The organism is Scandinavium hiltneri (genome assembly GCF_024764835.1).
Taxonomy (GTDB): Bacteria; Pseudomonadota; Gammaproteobacteria; order Enterobacterales; family Enterobacteriaceae; genus Scandinavium; species Scandinavium hiltneri.
On record NZ_JALIGE010000074.1, the window covers coordinates 173434 to 198668 of the forward strand.

General features: G+C 56.9%; 25 protein-coding genes. 15 read left to right on the plus strand and 10 right to left on the minus strand.

Features of this window, described 5'->3' with window-relative positions; genetic code table 11:
* Window positions 1–2 precede the first annotated feature (2 nt).
* Genes MUU47_RS13815 through acpT form a run of 12 tightly spaced genes read left to right on the plus strand, consistent with a single transcriptional unit; the run spans window position 3 to window position 11456 of the window.
* On the plus strand, window positions 3–1355 hold the full coding sequence (locus MUU47_RS13815) for an AMP-binding protein (RefSeq protein WP_258988741.1): 1353 nt from the start codon (window positions 3–5) through the stop codon (window positions 1353–1355).
* Window positions 1352–1705 (plus strand): ApeI family dehydratase, encoded by a 354-nt coding sequence (locus MUU47_RS13820; RefSeq protein ID WP_258988742.1) that lies wholly within the window; start codon window positions 1352–1354, stop codon window positions 1703–1705. The genes MUU47_RS13815 and MUU47_RS13820 overlap by 4 nt, the downstream gene beginning before the upstream one ends.
* Complete coding sequence (locus tag MUU47_RS13825) at window positions 1696–3375, plus strand: glycosyltransferase family 2 protein (protein ID WP_258988744.1); 1680 nt, start codon at window positions 1696–1698, stop codon at window positions 3373–3375. The genes MUU47_RS13820 and MUU47_RS13825 overlap by 10 nt, the downstream gene beginning before the upstream one ends.
* 3 nt (window positions 3376–3378) lie before the next feature.
* Window positions 3379–3801: an acyl-CoA thioesterase gene (locus MUU47_RS13830; protein ID WP_258988746.1), complete on the plus strand. Its 423-nt coding sequence runs from the start codon at window positions 3379–3381 to the stop codon at window positions 3799–3801.
* Window positions 3798–4403, plus strand: coding sequence for an outer membrane lipoprotein carrier protein LolA (locus MUU47_RS13835; protein ID WP_258988747.1), 606 nt, complete (start codon window positions 3798–3800; stop codon window positions 4401–4403). Before MUU47_RS13830 ends, MUU47_RS13835 begins: the two co-directional genes overlap by 4 nt.
* A complete protein-coding gene (locus tag MUU47_RS13840; protein ID WP_258988749.1) occupies window positions 4372–6696 on the plus strand; it encodes an MMPL family transporter in 2325 nt (774 codons plus the stop codon). Before MUU47_RS13835 ends, MUU47_RS13840 begins: the two co-directional genes overlap by 32 nt.
* Window positions 6693–7277, plus strand: coding sequence for a DUF3261 domain-containing protein (locus MUU47_RS13845; protein WP_258988750.1), 585 nt, complete (start codon window positions 6693–6695; stop codon window positions 7275–7277). Before MUU47_RS13840 ends, MUU47_RS13845 begins: the two co-directional genes overlap by 4 nt.
* Before the next feature lies 1 nt (window position 7278).
* A complete protein-coding gene (locus MUU47_RS13850; protein ID WP_258988751.1) occupies window positions 7279–8448 on the plus strand; it encodes a beta-ketoacyl-[acyl-carrier-protein] synthase family protein in 1170 nt (389 codons plus the stop codon).
* Window positions 8445–8921: a hotdog family protein gene (locus tag MUU47_RS13855; protein ID WP_258988752.1), complete on the plus strand. Its 477-nt coding sequence runs from the start codon at window positions 8445–8447 to the stop codon at window positions 8919–8921. Before MUU47_RS13850 ends, MUU47_RS13855 begins: the two co-directional genes overlap by 4 nt.
* Window positions 8918–9649, plus strand: a complete 732-nt coding sequence (locus MUU47_RS13860; RefSeq protein WP_258988753.1) for a 3-ketoacyl-ACP reductase FabG2 — start codon at window positions 8918–8920, stop codon at window positions 9647–9649. The genes MUU47_RS13855 and MUU47_RS13860 overlap by 4 nt, the downstream gene beginning before the upstream one ends.
* Entirely contained in the window at window positions 9646–10875 is a 1230-nt protein-coding gene (locus MUU47_RS13865; RefSeq protein WP_258988754.1) for a beta-ketoacyl-ACP synthase, read from the plus strand. The genes MUU47_RS13860 and MUU47_RS13865 overlap by 4 nt, the downstream gene beginning before the upstream one ends.
* A 2-nt stretch (window positions 10876–10877) precedes the next feature.
* A complete protein-coding gene (gene acpT / locus MUU47_RS13870; protein ID WP_258988755.1) occupies window positions 10878–11456 on the plus strand; it encodes a 4'-phosphopantetheinyl transferase AcpT in 579 nt (192 codons plus the stop codon).
* Between the two features lie 146 nt (window positions 11457–11602).
* On the opposite strand, the gene arnF is transcribed toward acpT, so the two are convergent.
* The 7 genes from arnF to arnB are packed head-to-tail and all read right to left on the minus strand — an operon-like array spanning window position 11603 to window position 18966.
* A complete protein-coding gene (gene arnF / locus MUU47_RS13875; RefSeq protein WP_258988756.1) occupies window positions 11603–11974 on the minus strand; it encodes a 4-amino-4-deoxy-L-arabinose-phosphoundecaprenol flippase subunit ArnF in 372 nt (123 codons plus the stop codon).
* Window positions 11974–12312, minus strand: a complete 339-nt coding sequence (gene arnE, locus MUU47_RS13880) for a 4-amino-4-deoxy-L-arabinose-phosphoundecaprenol flippase subunit ArnE (protein WP_258988757.1) — start codon at window positions 12310–12312, stop codon at window positions 11974–11976. The genes arnF and arnE overlap by 1 nt, the downstream gene beginning before the upstream one ends.
* Window positions 12309–13964 carry a lipid IV(A) 4-amino-4-deoxy-L-arabinosyltransferase gene (gene arnT, locus MUU47_RS13885; protein WP_258988758.1) on the minus strand — a complete coding sequence of 552 codons (1656 nt, stop codon included), beginning with the start codon at window positions 13962–13964 and terminating at the stop codon, window positions 12309–12311. Before arnT ends, arnE begins: the two co-directional genes overlap by 4 nt.
* Window positions 13965–13969: 5 nt before the next feature.
* Window positions 13970–14863 (minus strand): 4-deoxy-4-formamido-L-arabinose-phosphoundecaprenol deformylase, encoded by an 894-nt coding sequence (gene arnD, locus MUU47_RS13890; protein WP_258988973.1) that lies wholly within the window; start codon window positions 14861–14863, stop codon window positions 13970–13972.
* On the minus strand, window positions 14863–16845 hold the full coding sequence (arnA, locus tag MUU47_RS13895) for a bifunctional UDP-4-amino-4-deoxy-L-arabinose formyltransferase/UDP-glucuronic acid oxidase ArnA (protein WP_258988759.1): 1983 nt from the start codon (window positions 16843–16845) through the stop codon (window positions 14863–14865). Before arnA ends, arnD begins: the two co-directional genes overlap by 1 nt.
* Window positions 16842–17825 (minus strand): undecaprenyl-phosphate 4-deoxy-4-formamido-L-arabinose transferase, encoded by a 984-nt coding sequence (gene arnC / locus MUU47_RS13900; RefSeq protein WP_258988974.1) that lies wholly within the window; start codon window positions 17823–17825, stop codon window positions 16842–16844. The genes arnA and arnC overlap by 4 nt, the downstream gene beginning before the upstream one ends.
* A 1-nt stretch (window position 17826) precedes the next feature.
* Entirely contained in the window at window positions 17827–18966 is a 1140-nt protein-coding gene (arnB, locus tag MUU47_RS13905) for a UDP-4-amino-4-deoxy-L-arabinose aminotransferase (protein ID WP_258988760.1), read from the minus strand.
* An 823-nt stretch (window positions 18967–19789) separates the two neighbouring features.
* On the opposite strand from arnB, the gene MUU47_RS13910 reads away from it, so the two are divergent.
* Window positions 19790–20353, plus strand: a complete 564-nt coding sequence (locus MUU47_RS13910; protein ID WP_258988761.1) for a LuxR C-terminal-related transcriptional regulator — start codon at window positions 19790–19792, stop codon at window positions 20351–20353.
* Window positions 20354–20593: 240 nt separating this feature from the next.
* Window positions 20594–21130 (plus strand): NlpC/P60 family protein, encoded by a 537-nt coding sequence (locus MUU47_RS13915; RefSeq protein WP_258988762.1) that lies wholly within the window; start codon window positions 20594–20596, stop codon window positions 21128–21130.
* Here the strand turns inward: MUU47_RS13915 and MUU47_RS13920 are convergent.
* The gene (locus tag MUU47_RS13920; protein WP_258988763.1) at window positions 21123–21302 is read right to left on the minus strand and encodes a hypothetical protein; all 180 of its coding nucleotides are present in this window, start codon (window positions 21300–21302) and stop codon (window positions 21123–21125) included. The two genes, MUU47_RS13915 and MUU47_RS13920, sit on opposite strands and share 8 nt — an antisense overlap.
* Window positions 21303–21485: 183 nt before the next feature.
* Window positions 21486–22679, minus strand: coding sequence for a BaiN/RdsA family NAD(P)/FAD-dependent oxidoreductase (locus MUU47_RS13925; protein ID WP_258988764.1), 1194 nt, complete (start codon window positions 22677–22679; stop codon window positions 21486–21488).
* 231 nt (window positions 22680–22910) lie between these two features.
* On the opposite strand from MUU47_RS13925, the gene pitA reads away from it, so the two are divergent.
* The gene (pitA, locus tag MUU47_RS13930; protein ID WP_258988765.1) at window positions 22911–24407 is read left to right on the plus strand and encodes an inorganic phosphate transporter PitA; all 1497 of its coding nucleotides are present in this window, start codon (window positions 22911–22913) and stop codon (window positions 24405–24407) included.
* A 75-nt stretch (window positions 24408–24482) separates the two neighbouring features.
* Here the strand turns inward: pitA and uspB are convergent, their stop codons facing one another.
* Window positions 24483–24818: a universal stress protein UspB gene (gene uspB / locus MUU47_RS13935; protein WP_097163345.1), complete on the minus strand. Its 336-nt coding sequence runs from the start codon at window positions 24816–24818 to the stop codon at window positions 24483–24485.
* Between the last annotated feature and the right edge of the window lie 417 nt (window positions 24819–25235).

The following is a 25235-nucleotide window of genomic DNA, read 5'->3' on the forward strand; positions in this document are numbered from 1 at the left end:
CCATGAAACACCCCCTTCCGCTGTCACAGTGGCTGAGTCCAACGCGCCCTGACGACACCTGCATTGCCTGGCTCGGGTCACGGCAATGGCAGCTTGGCGAATTACGCCACGACGTCGCGCAGCTGACGCAGTCGTTACAGGCACAGCCCGGTGAGCGTTGGGCGCTGTGTTTCGAGAACAGTTATTTGTTTATCCTCGCGCTGTTGGCCACGCTGCATGCGGGGAAAATCCCGGTGATCCCTGGCCACTGCCGCGCCTCACTACTGAACGAACAGCAGGATTTATTCGACGGCATCCTGAGTGAAACACCGCTGGAATGCGATGGCCCGCAGATAATCGTCAGCGCTGGCGAAAATGCCTCGCACGCGGGTGATATCACACTCCCGCCCGTCGCCGCCGACAGCGTTGTTGAACTCTTTACTTCCGGCTCCACCGGCCAGCCGAAAAAAATCATCAAACCCATCGCGCTACTCGATGAAGAAGCGAGAATGCTGCACACCCGTTTCGAACAGCGCCTCGAAGGCTGCCGGTTTGTGGCGTCGGTCGTGCCGCAGCATCTTTATGGCCTGACGTTCCGTATCTTCTTGCCGATGGCCTGCGGGCTGCCGCTGCACGCCGCCATGCTCTACTACGCTGAACAGCTGAGCGCGCTGGACCCTGAACACCGCTACGTGTTTATCAGCAGCCCGGCATTTCTCAAGCGTCTGGACGCGAAGCTCACGCCACCGCCCATCGACATGATCCTCTCCGCAGGCGGTATGCTGCCGTGGCGAGAAGCGAAAGAGACACAAGAATGGTTCAAGGTCTGGCCCGATGAAATCTACGGCAGCACCGAAACTGGGATCATGGCCTGGCGTCAGCGCATCGATAACAGCACCTCGTGGCAGCTTTTCCCGGGTGTGACGCTGCGTGCCGAAGGCGAAGAGTGGCGGCTGATTTCGCCGTTGCTTAATGACCCCGAAGGCTTGCTGCTCGACGACATGCTCGAACTGGTCGATGACGGTTTCCGCCTGGCAGGACGTCGCGGTCGGGTCGTTAAAATTGAAGAAAAACGCGTTTCCCTGAGCGAAGTGGAAAAACGACTGCTGGCGCTGGAAGGCATTGTCGATGCCGCCGCGCTCCCCGTTTCACGCGGTGGTCGTCAGGGCATTGGCGTGGTGCTGGTGCTCACCGAAAGTGCCCGCCAGCAGTGGCAGGCTACCGGCGGAAAGGCGCAGGAGCTGGCCTGGCGTCGCGCACTGCTGCCGTGGCTGGAGCCGGTTTCCGTACCGCGCTATTGGCGCGTGCTCGACGAAATCCCGGTCAACAGCATGAACAAGCGTGTCTACGCGCAATTGCAGGCGCTATTTTCATGAAGCCTCGTGAAATTGAACGCCAGCAGACACAGCCGCAGGCGCTGTCGGTCATTTTGCACCTCGACCCGGAACTGTTCTGGTTTCAGGGCCACTTCGACGTACAGCCGCTGCTGCCCGGCGTGGCGCAGCTTGACTGGGTAATGCACTACGCCACCACCCTGCTGGCACCCGGTTTCCGTTTTCACAGCATTCAGAACGTAAAATTCCAGGCCCCGCTGTTGCCAGAAACCACGGTCACACTGGAAATGACCTGGCAGGCTGACAAACAGCTACTGGCGTTCAGCTTTCAACGCCACGACGGCGACGCGCGCCACACCGCCAGCAGCGGCAAGATCCGGTTATGTCAGTAGCCTTTTCGCCCTGCATCCTGATCCCCTGCTACAACCACGGCGCGATGATGGCGAGCGTGCTCGCCCGGCTGTCTGCGTTTGCGATGCCATGCATTGTGGTGGACGACGGCAGCGATGACGCCACCCGCGAGGCACTTACCGCGCTGGCAGAAACGCACGAAAACCTGACGCTGGTGCGCCTGGCGGAAAACGCAGGCAAAGGGGCGGCGGTGATTCGTGGTCTGGAAGAAGCGCAGCGCGCAGGCTTTAGCCACGCGGTGCAGGTGGACGCCGACGGTCAGCACGCCATTGAAGACATCCCCAAGCTGCTGTCGCTCGCCGAAAAACACCCCGACGCGCTCATTTCCGGGCAACCGATTTATGACGATTCGGTCCCGCGTTCACGCTTATACGGACGCTACGTCACCCACGTCTGGGTGTGGATTGAGACGTTGTCTCTCCAGCTCAAAGACAGCATGTGCGGCTTTCGCGTGTATCCGGTTGAACCGACGCTGCAACTCGCGAAGCAGGTGGCGCTCGGCAAACGCATGGACTTCGACACCGAAGTAATGGTGCGTCTCTACTGGCAGGGCAACACCAGCTATTTTGTGCCGACCCGCGTGACCTATCCGCTGGACGGCCTGTCACATTTCGACGCACTGAAAGACAACCTGCGCATCTCGTGGATGCACACCCGCCTGTTCTTCGGCATGTTGCCGCGCATTCCGTCCCTGCTTTTCCGCCGTCGTCGCCAGCACTGGGCGAAACAGCCGGAAGCCAAAGGCCTGTGGGGCATGAGGCTGATGATTTGGGTGTGGAAAACCTTCGGGCGCGGCGCGTTCTCACTCTTACTGTGGCCGGTGATTGCCGTTTTCTGGCTGACCGCCCGCGAACCCCGGCGCGCCTCCCGGCAGTGGATTGCCCGCGCCAAACGCGAGCTTGCCGCCCGCAATCTGCCGCAGCCTGAACGCTTTAATAGCTTCCAGCATTTTATGGGCTTCGGCCATGCTCTCCTCGACAAAATCGCCAGCTGGCGCGGGGAGCTAAAACCGGGCCGCGATATCGTGTTTGCGCCCGGCGCGCAAGAGGCGCTGGATATGTCCGCACCGCAGGGCAAGCTGCTGCTGGCCTCGCATCTGGGCGATGTCGAAGCCTGCCGCGCGCTTTCTACCCGCACCATTAATGCGCTGGTGTTCAGCGATAACGCGCAACGTTTCAAACAGGTGATGGAAGAGAACGCCCCGCAGTCAGGCATCAATCTCATTTCCGTGACCAACATCGGCCCGGACACCGCGATGCTGCTGAAAGAGAAACTCGAGAGGGGCGAATGGGTGGCGATCGTCGGCGATCGCATTGCGGTGAACCCGCAGCGCGGCGGCGACTGGCGCGTTATCTGGAGCGAGTTTATGGGCTCGCCCGCGCCGTTCCCGCAGGGGCCGTTTATTCTGGCCTCGGTGCTGAAATGCCCGGTGCTGATGATTTTCGCCCTCAAGCAGCAGGGCAAATTGTATGTGCACTGCGAACCGTTTGCCGACCCGCTGGTGTTACCGCGCGGCGAACGCCAGCAGGCGTTACAGAATACCGTCGACCGTTACGCGCAGCGACTGGAGCATTACGCCCTGCTATCGCCCCTCGACTGGTTTAATTTTTTTGATTTCTGGCGTCTGCCGGATGCGACTGAGAAGGAGTAAAGGGTGCTCAACGATCCCCGCTTTACCACCGAAGTTGAAATCACCGTGCCGTTTCACGACGTCGATATGATGGGCGTGGTGTGGCACGGCAACTACTTCCGCTATTTCGAAATCGCCCGCGAGGCGCTGCTCAACCAGTTTGATTACGGCTATCGCCAGATGAAGGCGTCCGGCTACGTCTGGCCGGTTGTCGATACCCGCGTGAAATACCGCGACGTGGTGACCTTCGAGCAAACCATTCGCGTACGCGCGAAGCTGGAAGAGTACGAAAACCGCCTGCGTATCGGCTATGAAATCGTCGATGCCACCACCGGCAAGCGCACCACCACTGGCTACACCATCCAGGTCGCGGTGGAAGAAAAAACCAAAGAGCTGTGCTTCGTCAGCCCAGCGGTGTTATTCGAACGCATGGGAGTCAGCGCATGAAACTGTGGCCTCTTGTAGTCCTGCTGCTGGCCCCGCTGGCGCACGCCATCACCCTCGATGACTTGCAACAGCGTTTCACCGAACAGCCGCTGGTGCGCGCGCACTTCGACCAGACGCGTACCATCAAAGAGATGCCGCAGCCGCTGCGCTCACAGGGCGAAATGCTGATTGCGCGTGATACCGGCCTGCTGTGGGATCAAACCTCGCCGTTCCCGATGCAGCTGATGCTCAACGATACAAGGATGGTACAAATCGTCAACGGTCAGCCGCCGCAGACCATTACCGCTGATAACAATCCGCAGATGTTCCAGTTTAACCATTTGCTGCGCGCGCTATTCCAGGCCGACCGCAAAGTGCTGGAACAAAACTTCCGCATTGATTTCCAGGACAAAGGCAACAACAGCTGGACGCTGGAGCTGACGCCAATCACCACGCCGCTCGATAAAATTTTCACCTCCATCGATTTGGGCGGGGCAACGTACCTGAACACTATCCAACTCAACGATAAGCAGGGCGATCGCACCGACATTACGTTGACTCACCAGCGCCTGACTCCGGCCACTTTGACCGATGATGAACGTCAACGCTTCGCCGCCCAATAGCGCCCGCCGAGCGGCGTGGGGTTGGCTGGCGCTGTGCCTTATTCTGCTGACCGCGCTGGCGCTGCTGTTGCCACGCGCGCGCCTGAACAGCAGCGTGCTGGCGATGCTGCCTTCGCAAAGTATGGGTGCTATCCCGCCTGCGCTAAGCGACGGTTTTATGCAGCGTCTCGACCAGCAGCTGGTGTGGCTGGTCAGCCCCGGTAAAACCGCCGACCCGACGGTGGCTAACCGCTGGCAGGCGCTATTGGCGCAGTCCGGCGCGCTACGCGACGTGAAAGGCCAGATGGATGCCAGCAGCCAACAGGCGTGGGGCACCTTCTTCTTCCAGCACCGCAACGCGACTATCGACAGCGCCACTCGCAGCCGTTTACAACAGGGCGGTGAAGCACAGGCGCAGTGGATTTTATCGCAACTCTACTCAGCGTTTTCCGGCGTTAGCGGCAAAGAGCTGAACAACGATCCGCTGATGCTGATGCGCGGCTCCCAGCTGGCGCTGGCGCAGAACGGACAAAAGCTGCGGCTGATGGACGGCTGGCTGGTCGCGCAGGACAGCGCGGGCAACTACTGGTATCTGCTGCACGGCGAGCTGAACGGATCGTCGTTCGATATGCAGCAAACCCACCAGCGCGTCACTGAACTGGCGGCGCTGGAAACTCAACTGAAATCCCAATTCCCGCAGGCGCAGCTGCTGTCGCGCGGAACGATGTTCTACAGCGATTACGCCAGCCAGCAGGCCAAACAGGACGTATCGACCCTTGGCGTTTCCACCGTTCTCGGCGTTATTCTGCTGATTGTGCTGGTATTCCGCTCGATTCGCCCGCTGTTCCTGTGCCTGCTTTCCGTCGGTATTGGCGCGCTGGCAGGCACCGTCGCCACGCTCTTGCTGTTCGGTGAACTGCATCTGATGACGCTGGTGATGAGCATGAGCATCATCGGCATTTCGGCGGATTACACGCTCTATTATCTGACCGAACGCATGGTCCACGGACAGGCGTCTACGCCGTGGCAAAGCCTGGTTAAAGTACGCAGCGCGCTGCTGCTGGCATTGCTCACCACCGTCGCGGCCTATCTGCTGATGATGCTGGCCCCGTTCCCCGGCATTCGTCAGATGGCGGTATTTGCCGCCGCCGGACTGAGCGCTTCATGTCTGACGGTGATTTTCTGGCATCCGTGGCTATGCCGCGGCCTGCCGGTGCGTCCGGTACCGCTGATGACCCTGATGCTGCGCTGGCTGGCGGCCTGGCGTCGCAATAAAAAACTCGCCGTCGGCCTGCCGCTAGCGCTGGCGCTGTTTACCCTGGCGGGCCTCGCCAACCTGCGCGTGGACGACGATATTTCCCAGCTGCAAGCGCTGCCACAGCATTTGCTGGCGCAGGAAAAACAGGTAACCGCCCTCACCGGGCAGAGCGTCGATCAGAAATGGTTTGTGGTGTACGGCGATTCGGCCCAGCAAACGCTGGAACGGCTGGAAGCGTTCGTTCCGCAACTTGAAAAAGCACAAAAAGAGGGCCTGTTCGCCCAGTTCCGCACCCTGCCGCTCAATTCACTCAAGCGTCAGCAGCAGGATTTACAGCTGCTGAAACAGGCGACACCGGCGGTGGTGAACGCCCTGCAAACCGCCGGACTCAAAACGGTAACGCCGGACCTGAACCCGATGCCGGTCAGCATTGATGCGTGGCTGAAAAGCCCGGCCAGCGAAGGCTGGCGTCTGCTGTGGCTGACGCTGCCGGACGGACGCAGCGGCGTGCTGGTCCCGGTCGACGGCGTGAAAAACAGCGCCGCCCTTCAGCAACTGGCAGAGCACACCGACGGCGTGGCGTGGAACGATCGCAAAGCCTCGTTTGACCAGCTGTTCGCCCTGTATCGCACGATTTTAACCGCCCTGCTCGGCGTGGCACTGGTGATTATCGCCGTCGGCGCGATGCTGCGACTCGGCTGGCGCAAGGGCCTGATAAGCCTGGTACCGTCGCTGCTGTCGCTCGGCTGCGGCCTGGCGGTGCTGTCGCTTAGCGGCCACGCGGTAAACCTGTTCTCATTGCTGGCGCTGGTGCTGGTGCTGGGTATTGGCATCAACTACACCCTGTTTTTCAGCAACCCGCGCGGTACGCCGCTCACCTCGCTGTTGGCAATCACGCTGGCGATGATAACCACGTTGTTGACCCTTGGAATGCTGGTTTTCAGCGCCACTCAGGCCATCAGCAGCTTTGGCATCGTGCTGGTCAGCGGCATCTTTACCGCGTTTCTGCTGTCGCCGCTGGCGATGCCGGGCAAGAAAGAGAGAAAACGAAAATGATGATACGCACCTTCTGGCATGGTCTCGCCCTCGCGGCGGTGCTGGCCCTCACCGGCTGCAGCCATTCTGCGCAGGATGAAAGCGGTCGCCCGCAGGCGTGGCTGCAACCAGGCACGCAAATTACGCTCCCGCCACCGGGCATTACCCCGGCGGTCAGCGCGCAGCAGTTATTAACCGGCAGCTTTAACGGAAAATCCCAGTCGCTGCTGGTGATGCTCAACGCCGATGATAAAAAGCTGACCCTCGCGGGGCTGTCGTCGGTGGGCATTCGCCTGTTTCTCGTGACCTATGATGAGAAAGGCATTCATACCGAGCAGTCGATCGTGGTGCCACAGCTGCCACCGGCAAGCCAGGTGCTGGCCGACGTAATGCTGAGCCACTGGCCGATCAGCGCGTGGACGCCGCAGCTGCCGAAAGGCTGGACGCTCACCGACAACGGTGATAAACGTGAGCTTCGCAATGCTCAGGGCAAACTGGTGACGGAAATCACCTACCTGCAGCGCAAAGGCCAGCGCCAGCCCATCAGCATCGAACAGCACGTGTTCAACTACCACATCACCATTCAATATCTGGGCGACTGAGATGATCTACATTGCTGCCTCAGGCATGATTAACGCACTGGGCCGAACGCCGGATGACATTGCCGCCAACCTGAGCGCAGGCGTAGCGCCAGGTATGCGCCCACGTGAAGGCTGGTTGCAGGGCGAGGAGCCCGCCGTACTTGGCGGCGTGGACGGTGAGTTGCCATCGATACCCGAGGCGTTTGTCGGACACCGTTCCCGTAATAATCAGCTGTTGCTGGCGGCCCTCGAACAGATTCAGCCGCAGGTTGATGAGGCGATGGCCCGCTTCGGCCGCGACCGGGTGGCGGTCATCATGGGCACCAGTACGTCCGGGCTTGATGAAGGCGATATTCACGCCAACCTGCAACTGAACGGCAAAGAGAGTTCTGACTGGCGCTACAGCCAGCAGGAGCTGGGCGATCCGTCACGTTTCCTGCGCAACTGGCTGCAGATCGAAGGTCCGGCCTACACGCTCTCCACCGCCTGTTCTTCCAGCGCTCGCGCGATGATCAGCGGCCGCCGTCTGATTGACGCCGGGCTGGTCGACGTGGCGATTGTCGGCGGAACCGATACCCTGAGCCGGATGCCGGTAAACGGCTTCAACAGTCTGGAATCCCTTTCCCTCCTCCTTTGCCAGCCGTTTGGCCGTGACCGCTGCGGCATTACCATTGGCGAAGGTGCGGCGCTGATGCTTCTGACCCGCGAACCGCAGCCGATTGCACTACTCGGCGTCGGCGAATCCAGCGACGCACACCATATTTCTGCCCCACATCCACAGGGGGAAGGCGCTATCCGCGCGATTCAGCAGGCGCTGAATGACGCCGGGCTGTCGCCGCAGGACGTGGGCTATATCAATTTGCATGGCACCGCCACGCCGCTCAACGATCAGGTGGAATCCCAGGTGGTGAACGCGCTGTTTGGCGAGAGCGTGCCGTGCAGTTCCACCAAACATCTGACCGGACATACTCTCGGCGCGGCGGGCATTACCGAAGCGGCGTTGAGCTGGCTTATCCTCACCCGCAATCTGCCGCTTCCGCCGCAGGATTTCAGCCACGCGCCGGTTGACCCGACGCTGCCCGCCTGCGGTCTACTCACCACGCAGCAGCCGCTAATACGCCCGGTCATTTTATCTAATTCCTTCGCCTTTGGCGGCAACAACGCCAGCATTCTGCTCGGGAGAACGGCATGAGCCACTATTTAACGCCAGGCCACTACCTGCCGCACAACGCGCCGATGCTGCTGCTGGAAACGGTAAAAACTGTCACCGACGAACAGGCCGTTTGTCAGGTGAGCGTTAGCCGCACGGGCGTGCTCGCCCCATTCCTCGATGCCAGCGGCAAACTGCCGGGCTGGTACGCGCTGGAACTGATGGCGCAGACCGTTGGCGTCTGGTCCGGCTGGCACCGTCAGCAAAAAGGCGAAGCGCAAATCTCGCTCGGCATGGTGCTTGGCGCACGCGAACTGAAGTGTGTTTCCGGCGAATTTCACGCCGACAGCGTGCTGGATATCACCGTCTCGTTGCTGATGCAGGACGAACGGTTCGGCAGCTTTGAGTGCACGATTACCGCTAATGGCGAGACGCTCGCCACCGGGCGCGTGAACACCTTTCAACCGACAACAGAAGAATTAACCACGCTTTTTCAACAAGGGTCGTCATCATGAGTCGTTCAGTTCTGGTCACCGGGGCCAGCAAGGGTATTGGCCGCGCGATTGCGCTCAAACTGGCGGCCGACGGGTTTACCGTTGGCGTGCATTATCTCCGCGATGAGCAAGGCGCGCAGGAAACCCTGAACGCCATTGAAAACGCCGGTGGCGCAGGCCGCCTGTTGCAGTTTGACGTCGGTAATCGCGAACAGTGTCGCGAAGTGCTGGCAGCGGATATCGAACAGCACGGCGCATGGTACGGCGTGGTCAGCAACGCGGGCATCGCCCGTGACGGCGCGTTCCCGGCGCTGAGCGACGACGACTGGGACAGCGTGATTCACACCAATCTCGACAGCTTCTACAACGTCATTCAGCCGTGCATTATGCCGATGATTGGACTGCGAGCGGGCGGACGCGTCATTACGCTGTCATCCGTTTCCGGACTGATGGGCAACCGCGGTCAGGTCAACTACAGCGCGGCGAAAGCCGGGATAATCGGCGCCACCAAAGCGCTGGCGATCGAGCTGGCAAAACGCAAAATCACCGTCAACTGCATCGCACCGGGGCTGATTGATACCGGGATGATCGAAATGGAAGAAGCGGCGCAGAAAGAGGCCATGAGCATTATCCCAATGAAACGCATGGGCCAGGCCGATGAAGTCGCCGGGCTCGCCAGCTACCTGATGTCCGATATCGCGGGCTACGTTACCCGCCAGGTGATTTCCATCAATGGAGGCATGTTATGACCCGTCGCGTGGTCATTACCGGCATGGGCGGCGTGACCGCGTTTGGCGAGAACTGGCAGAGCGTGTCCGAACGCCTGCGCGGCTATCAGAATGCGGTGCGTAAAATGCCGGAGTGGCAAATTTACGACGGGCTGCACACCCTGCTCGGCGCGCCGATTGATGATTTCTCGCTGCCTGCGCACTACACCCGCAAGCGCATTCGCGCGATGGGCCGCGTGTCGCTGATGTCGACCCGCGCCAGCGAACTGGCGCTGGAACAGGCCGGACTGCTGGAAAACCCGGTGCTGACCAACGGCGAAACCGGGATTGCCTACGGCTCGTCCACCGGCAGCACCGGCCCGGTGAGCGAGTTCGCCACCATGCTGACCGAAAAACACACCAACAACATCACCGGCACCACCTACGTGCAGATGATGCCGCACACCACCGCGGTCAACACCGGCTTGTTCTTCGGCCTGCGCGGACGCGTGATCCCCACGTCCAGCGCCTGTACCTCTGGCAGCCAGGCCATCGGCTACGCGTATGAAGCTATTCGCCACGGGTATCAGACGGTGATGGTCGCCGGCGGCGCGGAAGAGCTGTGCCCGTCGGAAGCCGCGGTGTTTGATACGCTGTTCGCCACCAGCCAGCGCAACGACGCCCCGGGCACCACGCCGTCGCCGTTCGATGTGAACCGTGACGGGCTGGTTATCGGGGAAGGCGCGGGCACGCTGGTACTGGAAGAACTCGAGCACGCTAAAGCACGCGGCGCGACTATCTTTGGTGAGATTGTAGGCTTCGCCACTAACTGCGATGCGGCCCACATCACCCAGCCGCAGCGTGAAACGATGCAGATTTGCATGGAACAATCGCTGCGTCAGGCGGGGCTTGCGCCGTCGGATATCGGCTATATTTCAGCTCACGGCACGGCGACCGATCGCGGCGATATCGCCGAAAGTCAGGCCACCGCCGCGGTGTTCGGTAACAAAACGCCTATCTCGTCGCTGAAGAGTTATTTCGGCCATACGCTCGGGGCATGCGGCGCGCTGGAAGCGTGGATGAGTCTGCAAATGATGCGTGAAGGCTGGTTCACGCCAACGCTTAACCTGCAACAACCTGACGAACAATGTGGTTCCCTGGACTATATTATGGGAGAGTCACGAGCTATTGATTGTGAGTTTTTGCAGAGTAATAACTTCGCCTTCGGCGGGATCAACACCTCGATTGTCATCAAACGCTGGGAGTAAAGATGTATCGGCTGTTCTTCGGAAAGATTTCAACCCTCTGTACGGCACCACTGCTGCCGGCGCTCGCGGAATGCGCGCCAGACGGAAAGCGTCGCAGCGCCTGGCTTGCCGGGCGTGCGCTGCTGTGCCACGCCGTTTCGCCGTTGCCGGAGATTCGCTTTGGCGAGCAGGGTAAACCGGGGTTTGACGATAACCATGCGCTGTGGTTTAACCTCAGCCACAGCGGTGACAACATCGCCCTGCTGCTGAGTGACGAAGGCGAAGTGGGCTGTGATATCGAAGCGCTGCGCCCGCGTCCGCAGTGGCAACAGCTGGCGAATGCCACGTTTACCAGCAATGAGCATCTCGAAATTGAGCGGGAAGCAGAGGAGCACCGCCTGGCGGCGTTCTGGCGGATCTGGACGCGAAAGGAAGCGATGGTAAAACAGCGCGGCGGCAGCGCATGGCAGATTGTCAGCCACGACAGCACCGCGCCGCTGCACCTGCACGTGAGTGATTTGCAGTCGGACGGTCTGAGCCTGGCAGTGTGTACGCCGACCCCGTTTGACGTTTCAGCGCAGACGATTGAGTGGGTGATATAGGGTTTTCTTTTCGCACTCACCCTCTCCCCGGCCCTCTCCCAAAGGGAGAGGGAGAAAACGGCAGTCTTCCCCACAGGGAGAGGGTGAAAGCAGTACGATTCCCTCTCCCTATGGGAGAGGGTTAGGGAGAGGGAAATAATCGAACGTTACCGCCGTTGCGGCGCAAATATCGTCATCACTCCCGCCATCACCAGCAACACACCCGCCAGTCCTTGCCAGGAAAATGCGTCATTTTGCAACAGCAACGCTGCCGCCCAGACCGAGATATAGCTCAAACTCAACAGCGCGTACGCCTTCGCCAGCGGTAAACGTTTAAGCGCGAAGAACCAGCACACCATCGACGCCAGATAGCCGCCCAGGCCGAGCAACAGCGCACCCGTCCCCGGCTGAAAATGCACTACATTCCACAGCAGCGTGCCGATATCGCTCACCGCAGGCAGCGTCAGCATCGCACTGCGCAACAGCAGCTGCGCCGCGCTGACCAGAATCACGCTCATCAACGCCCAGATAATCCCCATCAGCGGCTGCCTCCCAGCACCAGAATGCCCAGAATGATCAGCCCCACGCCGAGCCAGTGACGACGCGAGACCGGCTCATGCCAGATAAACTTCGCCGCCAGCGTCACCCAGACAAAATTCAGGCTCAGCATCGGATAGGCAATGCCGACGGGTAAACGTTGCAAAACCACCAGCCACAGCGCCATGCCGCTGCCAAGCGCCAGCAGCGCCAGGCCCAGCCATAACACGATGTGCCGCCCACGCCGACCGGACGGTGAAGCGTGAGTGGCCTGCTTCTGGCATAGCTGCCCGGCACAGCTCAGGAGGCTCGCCAGCAGCAGAGATAGCGCGGTTATCATTGCGGCAGATACTGCACGAAGACCATCCGGCTCATCTCGTAGACGTTATCGGCTTTCGGCAATCCCAGTTCCTCAAGTTTCTGACCTTTGTTCAACTGTAGCACCAGCGACACCGGCCCTTGAGAACGATGCGCCGCCAGCCAGCTTTCGAAATCATCTTTGTCGAGGTAACGCCCTTGCGCATCCGGGTACGCCAGGCCGTATTTCAGCTCGCCCTGCTGGCCGAACATGATAACGTCACTGCGATTAAGCTCCCACGCAAGCCCAGCGGCTACGCCGACGCTGTTGGTGAGCACGTAACGGCTCGGCGCCAACTGGTCGCTGACGATATCAGTGATGAACTGCGGCTGTTTGCTGTCGATAACGCGGTCCGGAATGGCAAAACCAATCAGTAACGCCAGTACCAGCGGACAACAGGCGGCCAGCGCCCAGCGCTGCACGCCGTCACGAATCGACAGCCAGCCAACCAGCGCCCAGGCGGCAAACGCCACCGCCGCCAGCAGGCACTTATACAGCTCGATATCGTTCCACACCGGCTTCGACAGCAGGCCCCACGGTGACACCACCAGCACCGCCACCAGCCCAATCAGGCCGAACGCGATGTTGATGAGGCCGTTGTAGCGCAGCGCTTGCGCACCTCTGTCGGCCGCGTCCAGCGCATAGCGCGCCATCAGCATTGCCAACGGCGCAAAGCACGGCAGAATGTAGGTCGGTAGCTTGCCTTTGGCGATGCTGAAGAACAAAAACGGCATCACAATCCAGCCCAGCAGATAGAAGGTGCTGCGCTGCGAATCGCGTTCTTTCCAGCCCGTTTTCAGCGCGCCAGGCAGCAGCGCCAGCCACGGCAGGCTGCCAGCAATCAGGAACGGAATGTAGTACCAGAACGGGGCTTTGTGCTGTGCATCACTCTGAGCAAAACGCTGGACGTGTTCGACCCAGAAGAAGTATCGCCAGAAATCCGGTTCGCGTTGGGCGATAGCCAGACCCCACGGCAGCACCGTGAGAATACACACCAGCACCGCCACCCAGCCCCACAGCAGCACCTCTTTCCAGCGTTTTTGCACAATTACCCACGGCAGTACGCCGATGACCGGTACCGCCAGCGCAAGGAAGCCTTTGGTCATGACCCCCATGCCGCAGGCAATGCCCAGCAGTACGTAGCCGCCGAGTTTACCGCCGCGGGTTTGCGCCTGAGATGCTCCCCAGAAACTGCACATAGCGAGCATCAACCACAGGGAAATCATCGGATCGAGCACCGAGTAGGTGCCGATGCCGTACACCAGGAAAGCGGTCATGAAGATGACGCCAGACAGTACCGCCGTGCGTTTGTCCTGCCAGAGTTTCCACGCCAGCCACGCTACCAGCAGTGCGGTGCAGGCGGTGGAAAACACCACGCCAAAGCGCACAGCGAAATTGGTATGACCAAAGAGCCACTGGCCGATACTGTTGATCCAGTAACCGGCAATCGGTTTTTCGAAGTAACGCAGGCCGAGGAGGTGCGGCACAATCCAGTCGCCGGAAGCCAGCATTTCGCGGCTGATTTCCGCGTAACGGGTCTCATCCGGCTGCCACAACAGGCGGAAATTCAGGGGAACCACATAATACAGCGCGAATAAAAACAGCAGTGATGCGCTTAAACGTAAGGATTTCATAGACCTTAACCCAATAATTGTTCTTGTCCCAGCCAGCCCTCCCGGCCTGCCAGTTCGCCTCGTACCACGTTCCCTTTTGGTAGCGTACTAAAATCCTCCGGCAACAGCTGGCTCAGCGGGCAAAACGTGATGCCCTCTTCCGCCGCTTGCCGTATCAGGTTTTCAAATTGTTCTGCGCCAATAATGCCTTCCACTTCTGCATGGATGGTGTAAACCGGTACACCTCTGTCTTTGTGGATGCGCTCAATCAGCCAGTCGTTGAAATCCTCTGCGCTGACGCTGCTGCCCACGGCTTCGTCCCAGGTCGGTAACGTGACCGGGATTTGCACCGTACCCGTCTTGCCATTATCCAGAATCGGCAGGAACGGACGCGTGCCGCGACAGTCGCTGTTGTAGAGAAACTCGAAGCCCTCTTTGGCGTTGACCACCCGCGCATCCGCCCGCCAGCCAGCAACGGCTGAACAGGTGATGGTTGTGCCGATAATCGCTTCCAGCGCCTGCAAACCGCGGCCAATGTCCTGCTCCAGCTGCGCGTCGCTCCAGACGCCGCTCCACAGCTGCCAGCGGTGATGATCCCAGGCGTGCAGCCCGACTTCATGCGCTTTCGCCGTGGCGCGGATGACGTCCGCGTTCGCCACGCCGATGATTTTGCCCGGCCAGGCGGTGCCCGCCAGCAGGATATCCCAGCCATACAGCGATGCCGCACGCGAGCGCAGCATTTTCCACAGGAATTTCGGCTTCAGCAGGCGCCACAAATGACGCCCCATGTTGTCCGGCCCGACGCTGAAAAAGAAGCTGGCCTGAATGTCGTGCCGCTGAAGGATTTCCAGCAGGCGGGGTACACCATCGCGAGTGCCGCGAAAGGTATCCACATCAACGCGTAAGCCAACCTTTCTCATCATTTTTGGGTTTCCGTTAACTCAACGGTGCGCAGGAAGAAGTCCAGGGTCTGCTCTACCGTTTGCTGCATTTCCACCGTTGGCTGCCAGTCGAGGCAACGTTTGGCGTTGCGAATACTCGGCTTGCGGTGCTCAACGTCCTGATAACCTTTGCCATAGTAATCGCTGCTCTCCACTTCACGGAAGCCCGCAAACGGAGGGAACTGGTGGCGCAGTGGGTGACGGTCGAAGCAGTCGAGCAGCAGTTCTGCCAGCTCTTTGATGCTCGCTTCGTTTTCCGGGTTACCAATGTTGATAATCTGCCCATCGCAGCGTCCGTCTTTGTTCTGAATGATGCGGAACAGCGCTTCAATACCGTCGCTAATATCGGTGAAGCAACGTTTCTGCTTGCCGCCTTCGATGAGTTTGATAGGCGAACCTTCCACCAGATTGAGGATCAGCTGGGTAATGGCGCGTGAGCTGCCGATACGCGCGGCATTCAGGTTGTCCAGACGCGGCCCCATCCAGTTGAACGGACGGAACAGGGTGAATTTCAGATTTTCTTTGTCGCCGTAAGCCCAAATCACACGGTCGAGAAGCTGTTTGGAAACGGAGTAAATCCAGCGCTGTTTGTTGATGGGACCCACAACCAGATTAGATGCGTCTTCGTCGAAGTTGTTGTCGGTGCACATGCCGTACACTTCGGAGGTGGACGGGAAGATGATGCGCTTGTTGTATTTCACACAATCGCGGATTATTTTCAGGTTCTCTTCAAAATCGAGTTCAAACACGCGCAGCGGGTTGCGGGTGTATTCAATTGGCGTGGCAATGGCGACCAGCGGCAGCACCACGTCGCATTTCTTGATGTGATATTCGATCCACTCGGAGTGGATACTGATATCACCTTCAACGAAGTGGAAACGCGGGCAATCGAGGAAACGGCTGATGGCGTCAGAGCCGATATCCAGGCCGTAAATTTCGTAGTTATCGTCAGCCAGTAGACGTTCGGTGAGGTGGTTACCGATGAAGCCGTTCACGCCGAGGATCAGCACGCGGGTGCGACGTTTGACCGCCACAAACGGTTTGCTCGACAGCAGTGCGCGAGTCACCAGACCGAGAGACTGCGCCAGCTGTGCGCCCTGCATGTAGACGCCTTTGTCGGTCTGGCCGGTGATAATTTCCAGCGCGCCGTTACCGCAGGCAACGACCAACGGAGAAACCGACATCACGGTGCCCGGCTTCGCCACCGCGACGTCGTGACGCACGCGGGATTTCCAGACGATAAATTTGTTGGTACCCACAAAGCCAAACGCGCCTGGCCACGGATCGGACACCGCGCGCACCAGGTTGTGCAGCGATTCTGCGGACTGTTCCCAGTTCAGACGCCCGTCATCCGGCGTGCGACGGCCGACATAAGTGGCCTGGCTTTCGTCCTGAACGGTTTCAGCGATACTGCCGGTCGCAATTTGCGGTAGCGCATCACGCAGCAGCGACTGGGCCGCAGTGCAAAGTTTGCGGTGCAGAGTCAGTGCGACGTCGGCATCGTCAATCGTGACGGTCTGCTGAGCCAAAATATTGCCCGCATCTGCGCGTGTCACCATGCGATGCAGGGTAACACCCGTCTTTTTTTCGCCGTTAACCAGCACCCAGTTCAGCGGTGCGCGACCGCGATACTGCGGCAGCAAGGAACCGTGCAGGTTGAAGGCGCCGTGTTTCGCGGTGCTGACGATAGCGTCGCTCAGCAGGTTGCGATAGTAGAAGGAGAAAATCATGTCCGCCGCGAGGGTGCGGATACGCTCGACCCACAGCGGATGGTTGACATCTTCCGGGGCGTAAACGGCAATCCCCTGTTCAGCAGCCAGACGCGCTACGGAGCCAAAGAAGTTATTTTCACCGGCGTTATCCGGGTGAGTAAAGATGGCCGCAATGTCATATCCGGCGTCAAGCAGGGCCTGAATGCCCGTGCAACCCATATCGTGATAGGCGAATACAACAGCTTTCATGAACGATTTTCCTCTTCTTCTACCAGGCTTTGCTGGCGAACAACACGTTGAATAAAGTAGCGGGGACGAGCACGAACATCGTTATAGATGCGCCCGATATACTCCCCGAGAAGTCCCATACCGACGAACTGCGCGCCGATAAACATAAACAGGACGGCGAACAGCAGGAACAGGCCGTCGCCAGCCCATTCCGCGCCGAAGGCGAGACGTAAAATCACCAACAGAATGGCGAAAGCGAAACCGGAGAGCGCAATCACGCTGCCGACCACGCTCAACAGACGCAGCGGCGTGGTGGTCAGACAGGTCACCAGGTCGTACATCAGGTTAATCAGGCGCATAAAACTGTATTTGGAATCACCGAATTCTCGTTCGGCGTGCAGCACCGGGATCTCTACCGTGCGACGCGCAAAGGTGTTGGCGAGGATCGGAATAAAGGTGCTGCGTTCGTGGCAATTCAGCATCGCGTCGATGATGTGACGGCGGTAAGCGCGCAGCATGCAGCCGTAGTCGCCCATCGCTTTACCGGTGGCGCGCTGGATCAGGCGGTTAATCATCTTCGACGCGGTTTTGCGGAAAATGCTGTCCTGACGGTTCTGGCGCACGGTGCCGACGACGTCGTAGCCTTCATCGGCTTTATCCACCAGGCGCGGAATTTCTTCCGGCGGATTTTGCAAATCGGCGTCGAGGGTAATGATCAGGTCGCCGGTGACGTGGCTGAAGCCCGCCATGATCGCCGAATGCTGGCCGTAGTTACGGTTCAACAGCACCGCCATTATGTGGCTGCCTGGCGCTTCGGCGGCCAGGCACAACATGCGGGCAGAGTCGTCGCTGCTGCCGTCATCGACCAACAGGATTTCGTAATCGCGTTTCAGCAAGGCGCAGGCGGTTTCGGTGCGGCGAATCAGTTCCGGCAGGCTTTCCTGTTCGTTATAAACAGGGATCACCACCGAGACCTTTTTTACTTTTGGAGAATCAAACATATCAACGTCCTGCGAGCTGATGGAGCGCAGAAATGACGCGGGTTGTGTCGTCATGGGTCATATCCGGGAAAAGAGGCAGAGAACAAATACGCGCGCTGTTCCACTCCGTGTTCGGTAAGGAGATATGCGGATAGCGTTCGCGGTAATACTTTTGCGTGTGAGCGGCGCGGAAATGCAGCCCGGTGCCGATGCCCTGAGCCTTGAGCTGTTCCATCAGGCCATCACGGCTAATGCCACAGCGGGTTTCATCCACGCGAATGATGAACAGATGCCAGGCATGCAGATGTGACCAGGCGGGGATTGCCAGCGGCTGGAACGGCGTGTCGGCCAGTTCGGTTAAATAGCGTTGTGCAATTTCGCTCCGACGCTGATTGGCTTGCGGCAGTTTTCCGAGCTGAACCAACGCCAGCGCTGCATTGATATCCGCCAGGTTGTATTTGAAGCCTGGGGAAATCACTTCCGCCTGCGGCGCGCGGCCGTGGGTTTGGCGGTCGTAAGCGTCAACGCCCAGACCGTGGAATTTGAGGCTGCGAATACGCTGAGCCAATGCGTCGTTATCGGTGACGACTAAGCCCCCTTCGGCGCAGGTCATGTTTTTGATCGCATGGAAGGAGAAAATCGCCGTGCCTTTGCCGCCAACGTGCTGACCTTTGTACAACGTGCCCGCCGCGTGGGCCGCGTCTTCGATAACCGGAATGCCGTGCTGTTCAGCAACGGCATAAATACCGTCGATATCGAACGGTGCGCCCGCATAGTGAACGGGAATAATCGCTTTGGTGCGCGGTGTGATGGCAGCAGCAACCGCTTCTGGGGTGATCATCAACGTGTCGTGGTCGACGTCAATCATCACCGGCGTCGCGCCGAGCAGCTCAATCATGTTGAGCGTGGAAACCCAGGTTTGCGACGGGGTGATTACTTCGTCACCAGGACCCATGCCGAGCGCCATCAGAGTGACGTGCATCCCGCCGGTGGCGGAACTCACGGCAATGGCGTGGCGGTTGCCGGTCAGAGTGCAGAACGCGTCTTCAAGCTGTGCATTTTTGGGCCCGGTGGTTATCCAGCCAGACTGCAACACCTCTTTCAGCGCGTTAAACTCCTCATCCCCCATTGATGGACGAGAGAAAGGTAAAAATTCACTCATTGATTATCCTTACCCTGAACGTTGTGGTTAAAACAAAAAAACCATCCTGCGCTCGCAGAGTTAAACGAAGTAATAATAAATAGGATCGAAAACCGCGATTTGATAAACGCCAGCTCAACACAATTAAATTTATACCGATTACATTAGGATAATCTTAAGAATAAAAAACGCGCTCAAAATAAAAAACAATTCATTTGATTTCAAATGGTTATGGGAAAATATGTTTTTACTACAAATCGCCTCACTTCATCTGTGTGTAATGAAGTCGTGATGGATAACAGACGCTAAACATCAACGAAAGGTAAACGAAAAAATATTATTCTGCGAAAGAGAATGAACTTACTCACATTTTTTAAATATACCGTTTGGTGCTTTGGCAGATGTTTGTGAGACAAGAAATGCAGTTTAACGTCCCGGAATAGGAGATCAGCCTCTAAGGCGTTTAAACGCCGTCCCTGCGGTTTCCTTTTTCCCCCAGAGGAGGGAAATCTCATGCTGAGGCGTCAGGGACTGAAACACGATATTCCCCCCGACATCAGAAAATTCTCTGTTCATTTTTACGGATTTCTACGCAGAACGCCGTACACATGTAACTTAATATTTTCCCCTGAGCTATCCATAAAACGACAATCAACCATAAAACAAAGGGTTATTTATTATCCTTAATGTCTAAAAAAAGATATCTAACATTATTGGCATTTACATCAGCAGGGTACTAACCGTACTGTTTAGGCCGACAAACAGGCGACCGAAAATTTAAAATTAAACACGACAGCCCTTGTTTTTACTTCTCTCAAATACCGATCAGGAATACCATTCCATTATGAACATTAGTTTCGTTAGTGATAACTATTACCTGTGCGCAGGTATCGAATCGCAAGTATTCGATTCACATCAGATTATCTGCAAGCGTGATATTGATGTATATTTGCAGTCTTATAATCCGGCCAACTATTTGGTTGTGGGAATTGAAAATTTGTTCCTGCGCGATTACTTCATTAAAAAGGTCAATACGCTTAGCCTTAAGTACATGGTACTGATGCAGGATATCATTAAAGATCACTGCTTTAAGATTGGCGACGTAGTGTTCTCTTCAATGGAGTGTTCACCGCACTATATCCAGAAAATCGTGCGCTACTTCCCGAAACCCCGTCAGAATGTCCTCACCCAACGTGAGCTGGATATCCTCGATGTGTTCCATTTGCAGAACGTGAAAATCGCCCGTGAACTGGATATTTCACAGAAAACGGCCAGCGGCCACCGGGTTAATATTCAGCATAAATTGCGAATGAAATCGAAAAACACACTGGCGATGTTACGCATCAAAACGGCTATTTCACGCAGCAACGGTTCACATCTGCACGGCCTGTTGTCACAGCAAGCCTGATAGCACGCGAAATTTATTCGCTTTCGCCGGGAGAATTCTTCTCCCTGGCACCCTTCCCATTATGTAAAAATAATCCACTTTAATCCTTTTCTTGCTTCATGCTTAAAATTGATTGAGATCATTTTTGCGATCAAAATATTAATTTTGACTTTTCACATTGCTCAGCGCCGTTAAAAAACGTAGCATCGATCGCTCATAGCATTTTTTGTTCATTCCACGACAGATGATTAGATAGCGATTATGTCCCTGCGCCTGACCTTACTGATGTGTCTTCTGTTTACTTTTCACTGCACTGCGCAGGCCGCACGCGTTCGTCATTCTCACCATCGTCACACTCACCACACGAAGCCCGTCGCCATCAAGCCGACCAAAATCAAAGCCACCGGTAACATTAAGCGTCGAAAGCGCCTGATGAGTGAGTATCAGCACTGGAAAGGCACGAGTTATCGACTGGGCGCTAACTCGCACAGCGCCATTGATTGCTCAGCACTCACTCGCCGACTGTACCAGGAAGCTTTCGCCATAAAATTGCCGAGAACCACCGGTGAGCAAATAAGAAGAGGTAAGAAAGCGAAACAGGGTACGCCGCATATCGGCGATCTGGTGTTCTTTAAGACCGGACGCGCGCAAAAACATGTGGGGATTTACATTGGGGAGAACCGCTTTATACATGCCTCCCGACGCAAAGGGGTCACTATTTCGCAGTTAACCAACCCTTACTGGAACCAACATCTGCTGGCAGTGCGTAGAGTATTGCCTGACTCAGTGGTCAGATAATCCCTTCAAGCAACTGGAAAAGGCCATAAGTGGCTAACCAGCCGCTACCAATCACCGCACTTTTTGTCGGCAAACTCATCCGTTTAAACGCCATCTGATGCTTCTTATAAAGGGCATAAGAAAGCAAGATCTTCACCGAAAGAGTGATCGAAAGGATCACGTAAATATTCATACGTTTTCTATGTCCGCATCTATCTTCTGCCATTTGAGAGGTGACATAGTATATTCCCGTGATAAAAACAGGGAATTATTTTTTGCGGCCTTAGCATTTCCTTGCGAAATCATTTTCACGACGACCAGGGTCTGCGAACAGCCCCCAGACGACAGCGTATCGGTACTCAGGGTAGGCTTATTATTACGCGTCCACCAGCTCCTGCGCACACGCCCATGCGGACGCCCATGCCCACTGGAAGTTGTATCCACCGAGCCAGCCGGTGACGTCCATGACTTCGCCGATGAAATACAGCCCCGGCGCTTTGCGGGCTTCCATGGTGCGCGAAGACAGTTCGTTGGTATCGACTCCGCCCAGCGTCACTTCAGCAGTACGATAACCTTCGGTGCCGTTGGGTTGCACGCGCCAGTCAGTGAGCGTTTCCACCAGTTGTTGCTGATCTTTGCTGTTCAGCTGTTTGAGCTGCACGTCCGGGATTTGCCCCAGCAGTTGCAGACACTCCACCAGCCGTTTTGGTAACTGCATCGCCAGCGTATTTTTCAGGCTTTGGTTCGGGTGCGCGTTGCGCTGCTCGTCGAGGAATGTCTCGAGGTCACACTCCGGCAGCAGGTTGATGCTGACGAACTCACCGGACTGCCAGTAACTGGAAATTTGCAACACCGCCGGGCCGGACAGGCCGCGATGGGTGAACAGCAAACTTTCGCGGAAAACGGTGCCGTCGTCCGCGGTGATTACCGCAGGCACAGAAACGCCGGAAAGCACCTGCAGTTGTTCCAGCAGCGGTTTGTGCAGCGTAAACGGCACCAGGCCCGCGCGCGTCGGCAGGACGTTAAGCCCGAACTGCTCGGCAATTTTATAGCCGAACGGCGAAGCGCCCAGGCCCGGCATCGACAGGCCGCCGCTGGCGATAACCAGCTTTTTCGTGGCCACCGTGTCGCCATTCAGCTGCAAGGTGTAGCCGTCGTCGTCACGTTCGACGCAAATAATCTCGGTGCGCAGCCGCGTGGTAACATTGCCCTTTTCACATTCTGCCACCAGCATATCGACAATCTGCTGGGCGGAATCGTCACAGAACAGCTGGCCGAGGGTTTTCTCATGCCACGCAATGCCGTACTTTCCGACCAGTTCGATGAAGTCCCATTGGGTGTAGCGGGCCAGCGCCGATTTGCAGAAATGCGGGTTCTGACTGAGGTATGCCGCGGGTTCTACGTACATATTGGTGAAGTTACAGCGCCCGCCGCCGGACATTAAAATCTTGCGGCCCGGCTTTTTGCCGTTATCCAGAAGCAGCACTCGCGCCCCCGCTTGTCCCGCCTGCGCTGCACAAAACATTCCCGCCGCGCCAGCGCCGACAACAATGGCATCAAACCTTTCCACACGCCTATCCTCTCGTTTTGAATGTCGGGAAGTGTAAATTTTCCCATCGGGCACGACCAGTAAGAATTTTTTCATATATGGTCATGCCTTTGAAACATATAGGGTAATTACTGACGCTATTTTTACGACAGTGAACAAATATCAATAAAAGTCTATATTTCTCTTTGCCCACGCTGCGTTTGTCCTGGATAATGCGCCGCGTTCATGTCCTCAAAATGGCGTAACGTACCTATGCTACATTTGTTTGCTGGCCTGGATTTGCATACTGGGCTTTTGTTATTGCTTGCTCTGGGATTTGTGTTGTTTTACGAAGCGATTAATGGCTTCCACGACACCGCAAACGCAGTAGCGACCGTTATCTACACCCGCGCAATGCGTTCGCAATTAGCGGTAGCGATGGCGGCAATTTTCAACTTCTTTGGCGTGCTGTTAGGCGGTCTGAGCGTAGCCTATGCGATTGTGCATATGCTGCCAACGGATTTGCTGCTGAATATGGGCTCTGCTCATGGTCTCGCCATGGTCTTCTCTATGCTGTTGGCAGCGATTATCTGGAACCTCGGTACCTGGTATTTCGGCCTTCCGGCATCAAGCTCTCACACCCTGATCGGGGCCATTATCGGTATTGGTTTAACCAATGCGCTGATGACCGGCACCTCGGTGGTGGACGCGCTGAACATCCCGAAAGTCATTGGGATTTTCGCGTCGCTGATTATCTCGCCTATCGTCGGTCTGGTTGTCGCCGGTGGCCTGATTTTCCTGCTGCGTCGTTACTGGAGCAACACCAAGAAAAAGGCGCGTATCCACCTCACGCCGGCCGAGCGTGAAAAGAAAGACGGTAAGAAAAAGCCGCCATTCTGGACGCGTATTGCCCTGATCCTCTCCGCAATTGGCGTGGCATTCTCCCACGGCGCGAACGATGGTCAGAAAGGCATTGGTCTGGTGATGCTGGTACTGATTGGCGTGGCACCGGCTGGATTCGTGGTTAACATGAATGCGTCCGGCTACGAAATCACCCGTACCCGTGATGCGGTCAACAACGTGGAAATCTATTTCCAGCAGCATCCTGACCTGCTGGCGAAAGTGATCAGTGCTGAACCACTGATCCCCTCTCCGGAGCCTGGCGCAACCCAGCCTGCTGAGTTCCATTGCCATCCGGCGAATACCATCAATGCGTTAGACCGCGTGAAAGGTATGCTGGACAACATTGAGAGCTACGACAAGCTGAGCGTCGAGCAGCGCAGCCAGATGCGTCGCATCCTGCTGTGTATCTCCGATACCACCGATAAAGTGGGTAAGCTGCCGAACGTCAACAACGACGATCAGCGTCTGCTGAAGAAACTTAAAACCGATATGCTGAGCACCATCGAGTACGCTCCTGTCTGGATTATCATGGCCGTCGCTCTGGCGCTGGGCATTGGTACGATGATCGGCTGGCGTCGCGTGGCGACCACTATCGGCGAGAAAATCGGTAAGAAAGGCATGACCTATGCTCAGGGTATGTCAGCGCAGATGACCGCGGCGGTGTCGATTGGTCTGGCGAGTTACACCGGGATGCCGGTATCCACCACACACGTTCTGTCGTCCTCCGTTGCGGGTACGATGATCGTTGACGGTGGCGGCTTGCAGCGCAAAACCGTGACTAACATCCTGATGGCGTGGGTTCTGACTCTGCCAGCGGCAATTATTCTTTCCGGCGGACTGTACTGGCTGAGCCTCAAGCTCATCTGATTAGCCTGAAAGCACGACAAAAACGGGTCAGGAAACTGACCCGTTTTTTTATGCCTGTACCTTATAGAACAACATTCAATGCCAAATCATTAAAGCAATCATGCTGATCACGACCAGGCCACACAGCGCACTGGTTAATACAAACTGACGGCGAACACGCTCACAGCGGCGGATAAACTCATCATCATGATGATCCCGGTAGCGCTGCGCGTAGATATACCACACCAGACGCACCTGTTTTCCAGGCTGACCGTGGGAGGTGAAAAAACCTCCGCCATCCACATACTGATAGAGTAAAGGATCGCAACCACGCAGCACCACCAGCAGCGCGCGCAACGATGAGAAATAGCGCGCCATATTCACTACACACACAATACACAAAGCCCAAAACAGTGCGACAGTGCTTACCATAGCTCCTCCCCGGCGACCGGCCCACGGAGACTTCCTCCGGGACTACCGCAACCCGAAACTCAACAGACAGTCAGTGAAAGAGTGAGAACCCGGTCACATTAACTTATCCGACCGACTCTTTAAATAGTGTAGGAGATCCGCTGATTTTTTTGCCACATCGTTAATCGTTATCAATAGTTAAAACGCGAAGATTTGTTTAACTGATTGGTGATCAAGGGTCGTTGACGTAACTTGAGGCTCGTTTTAAGGTTGGGTTGTCTACACTATTTAGTAACCAGACCCAAAATAATTCGAGTTGCATTGAGGCGGCAAGTCCGTGAGTTCCCAAGAGCATAGATAACTATGTGACTGGGACGAGCGGACGCAGCCAACAAAGAGGCAACTTGAAGTATGACGGGTATACACAGACTTAAGGAA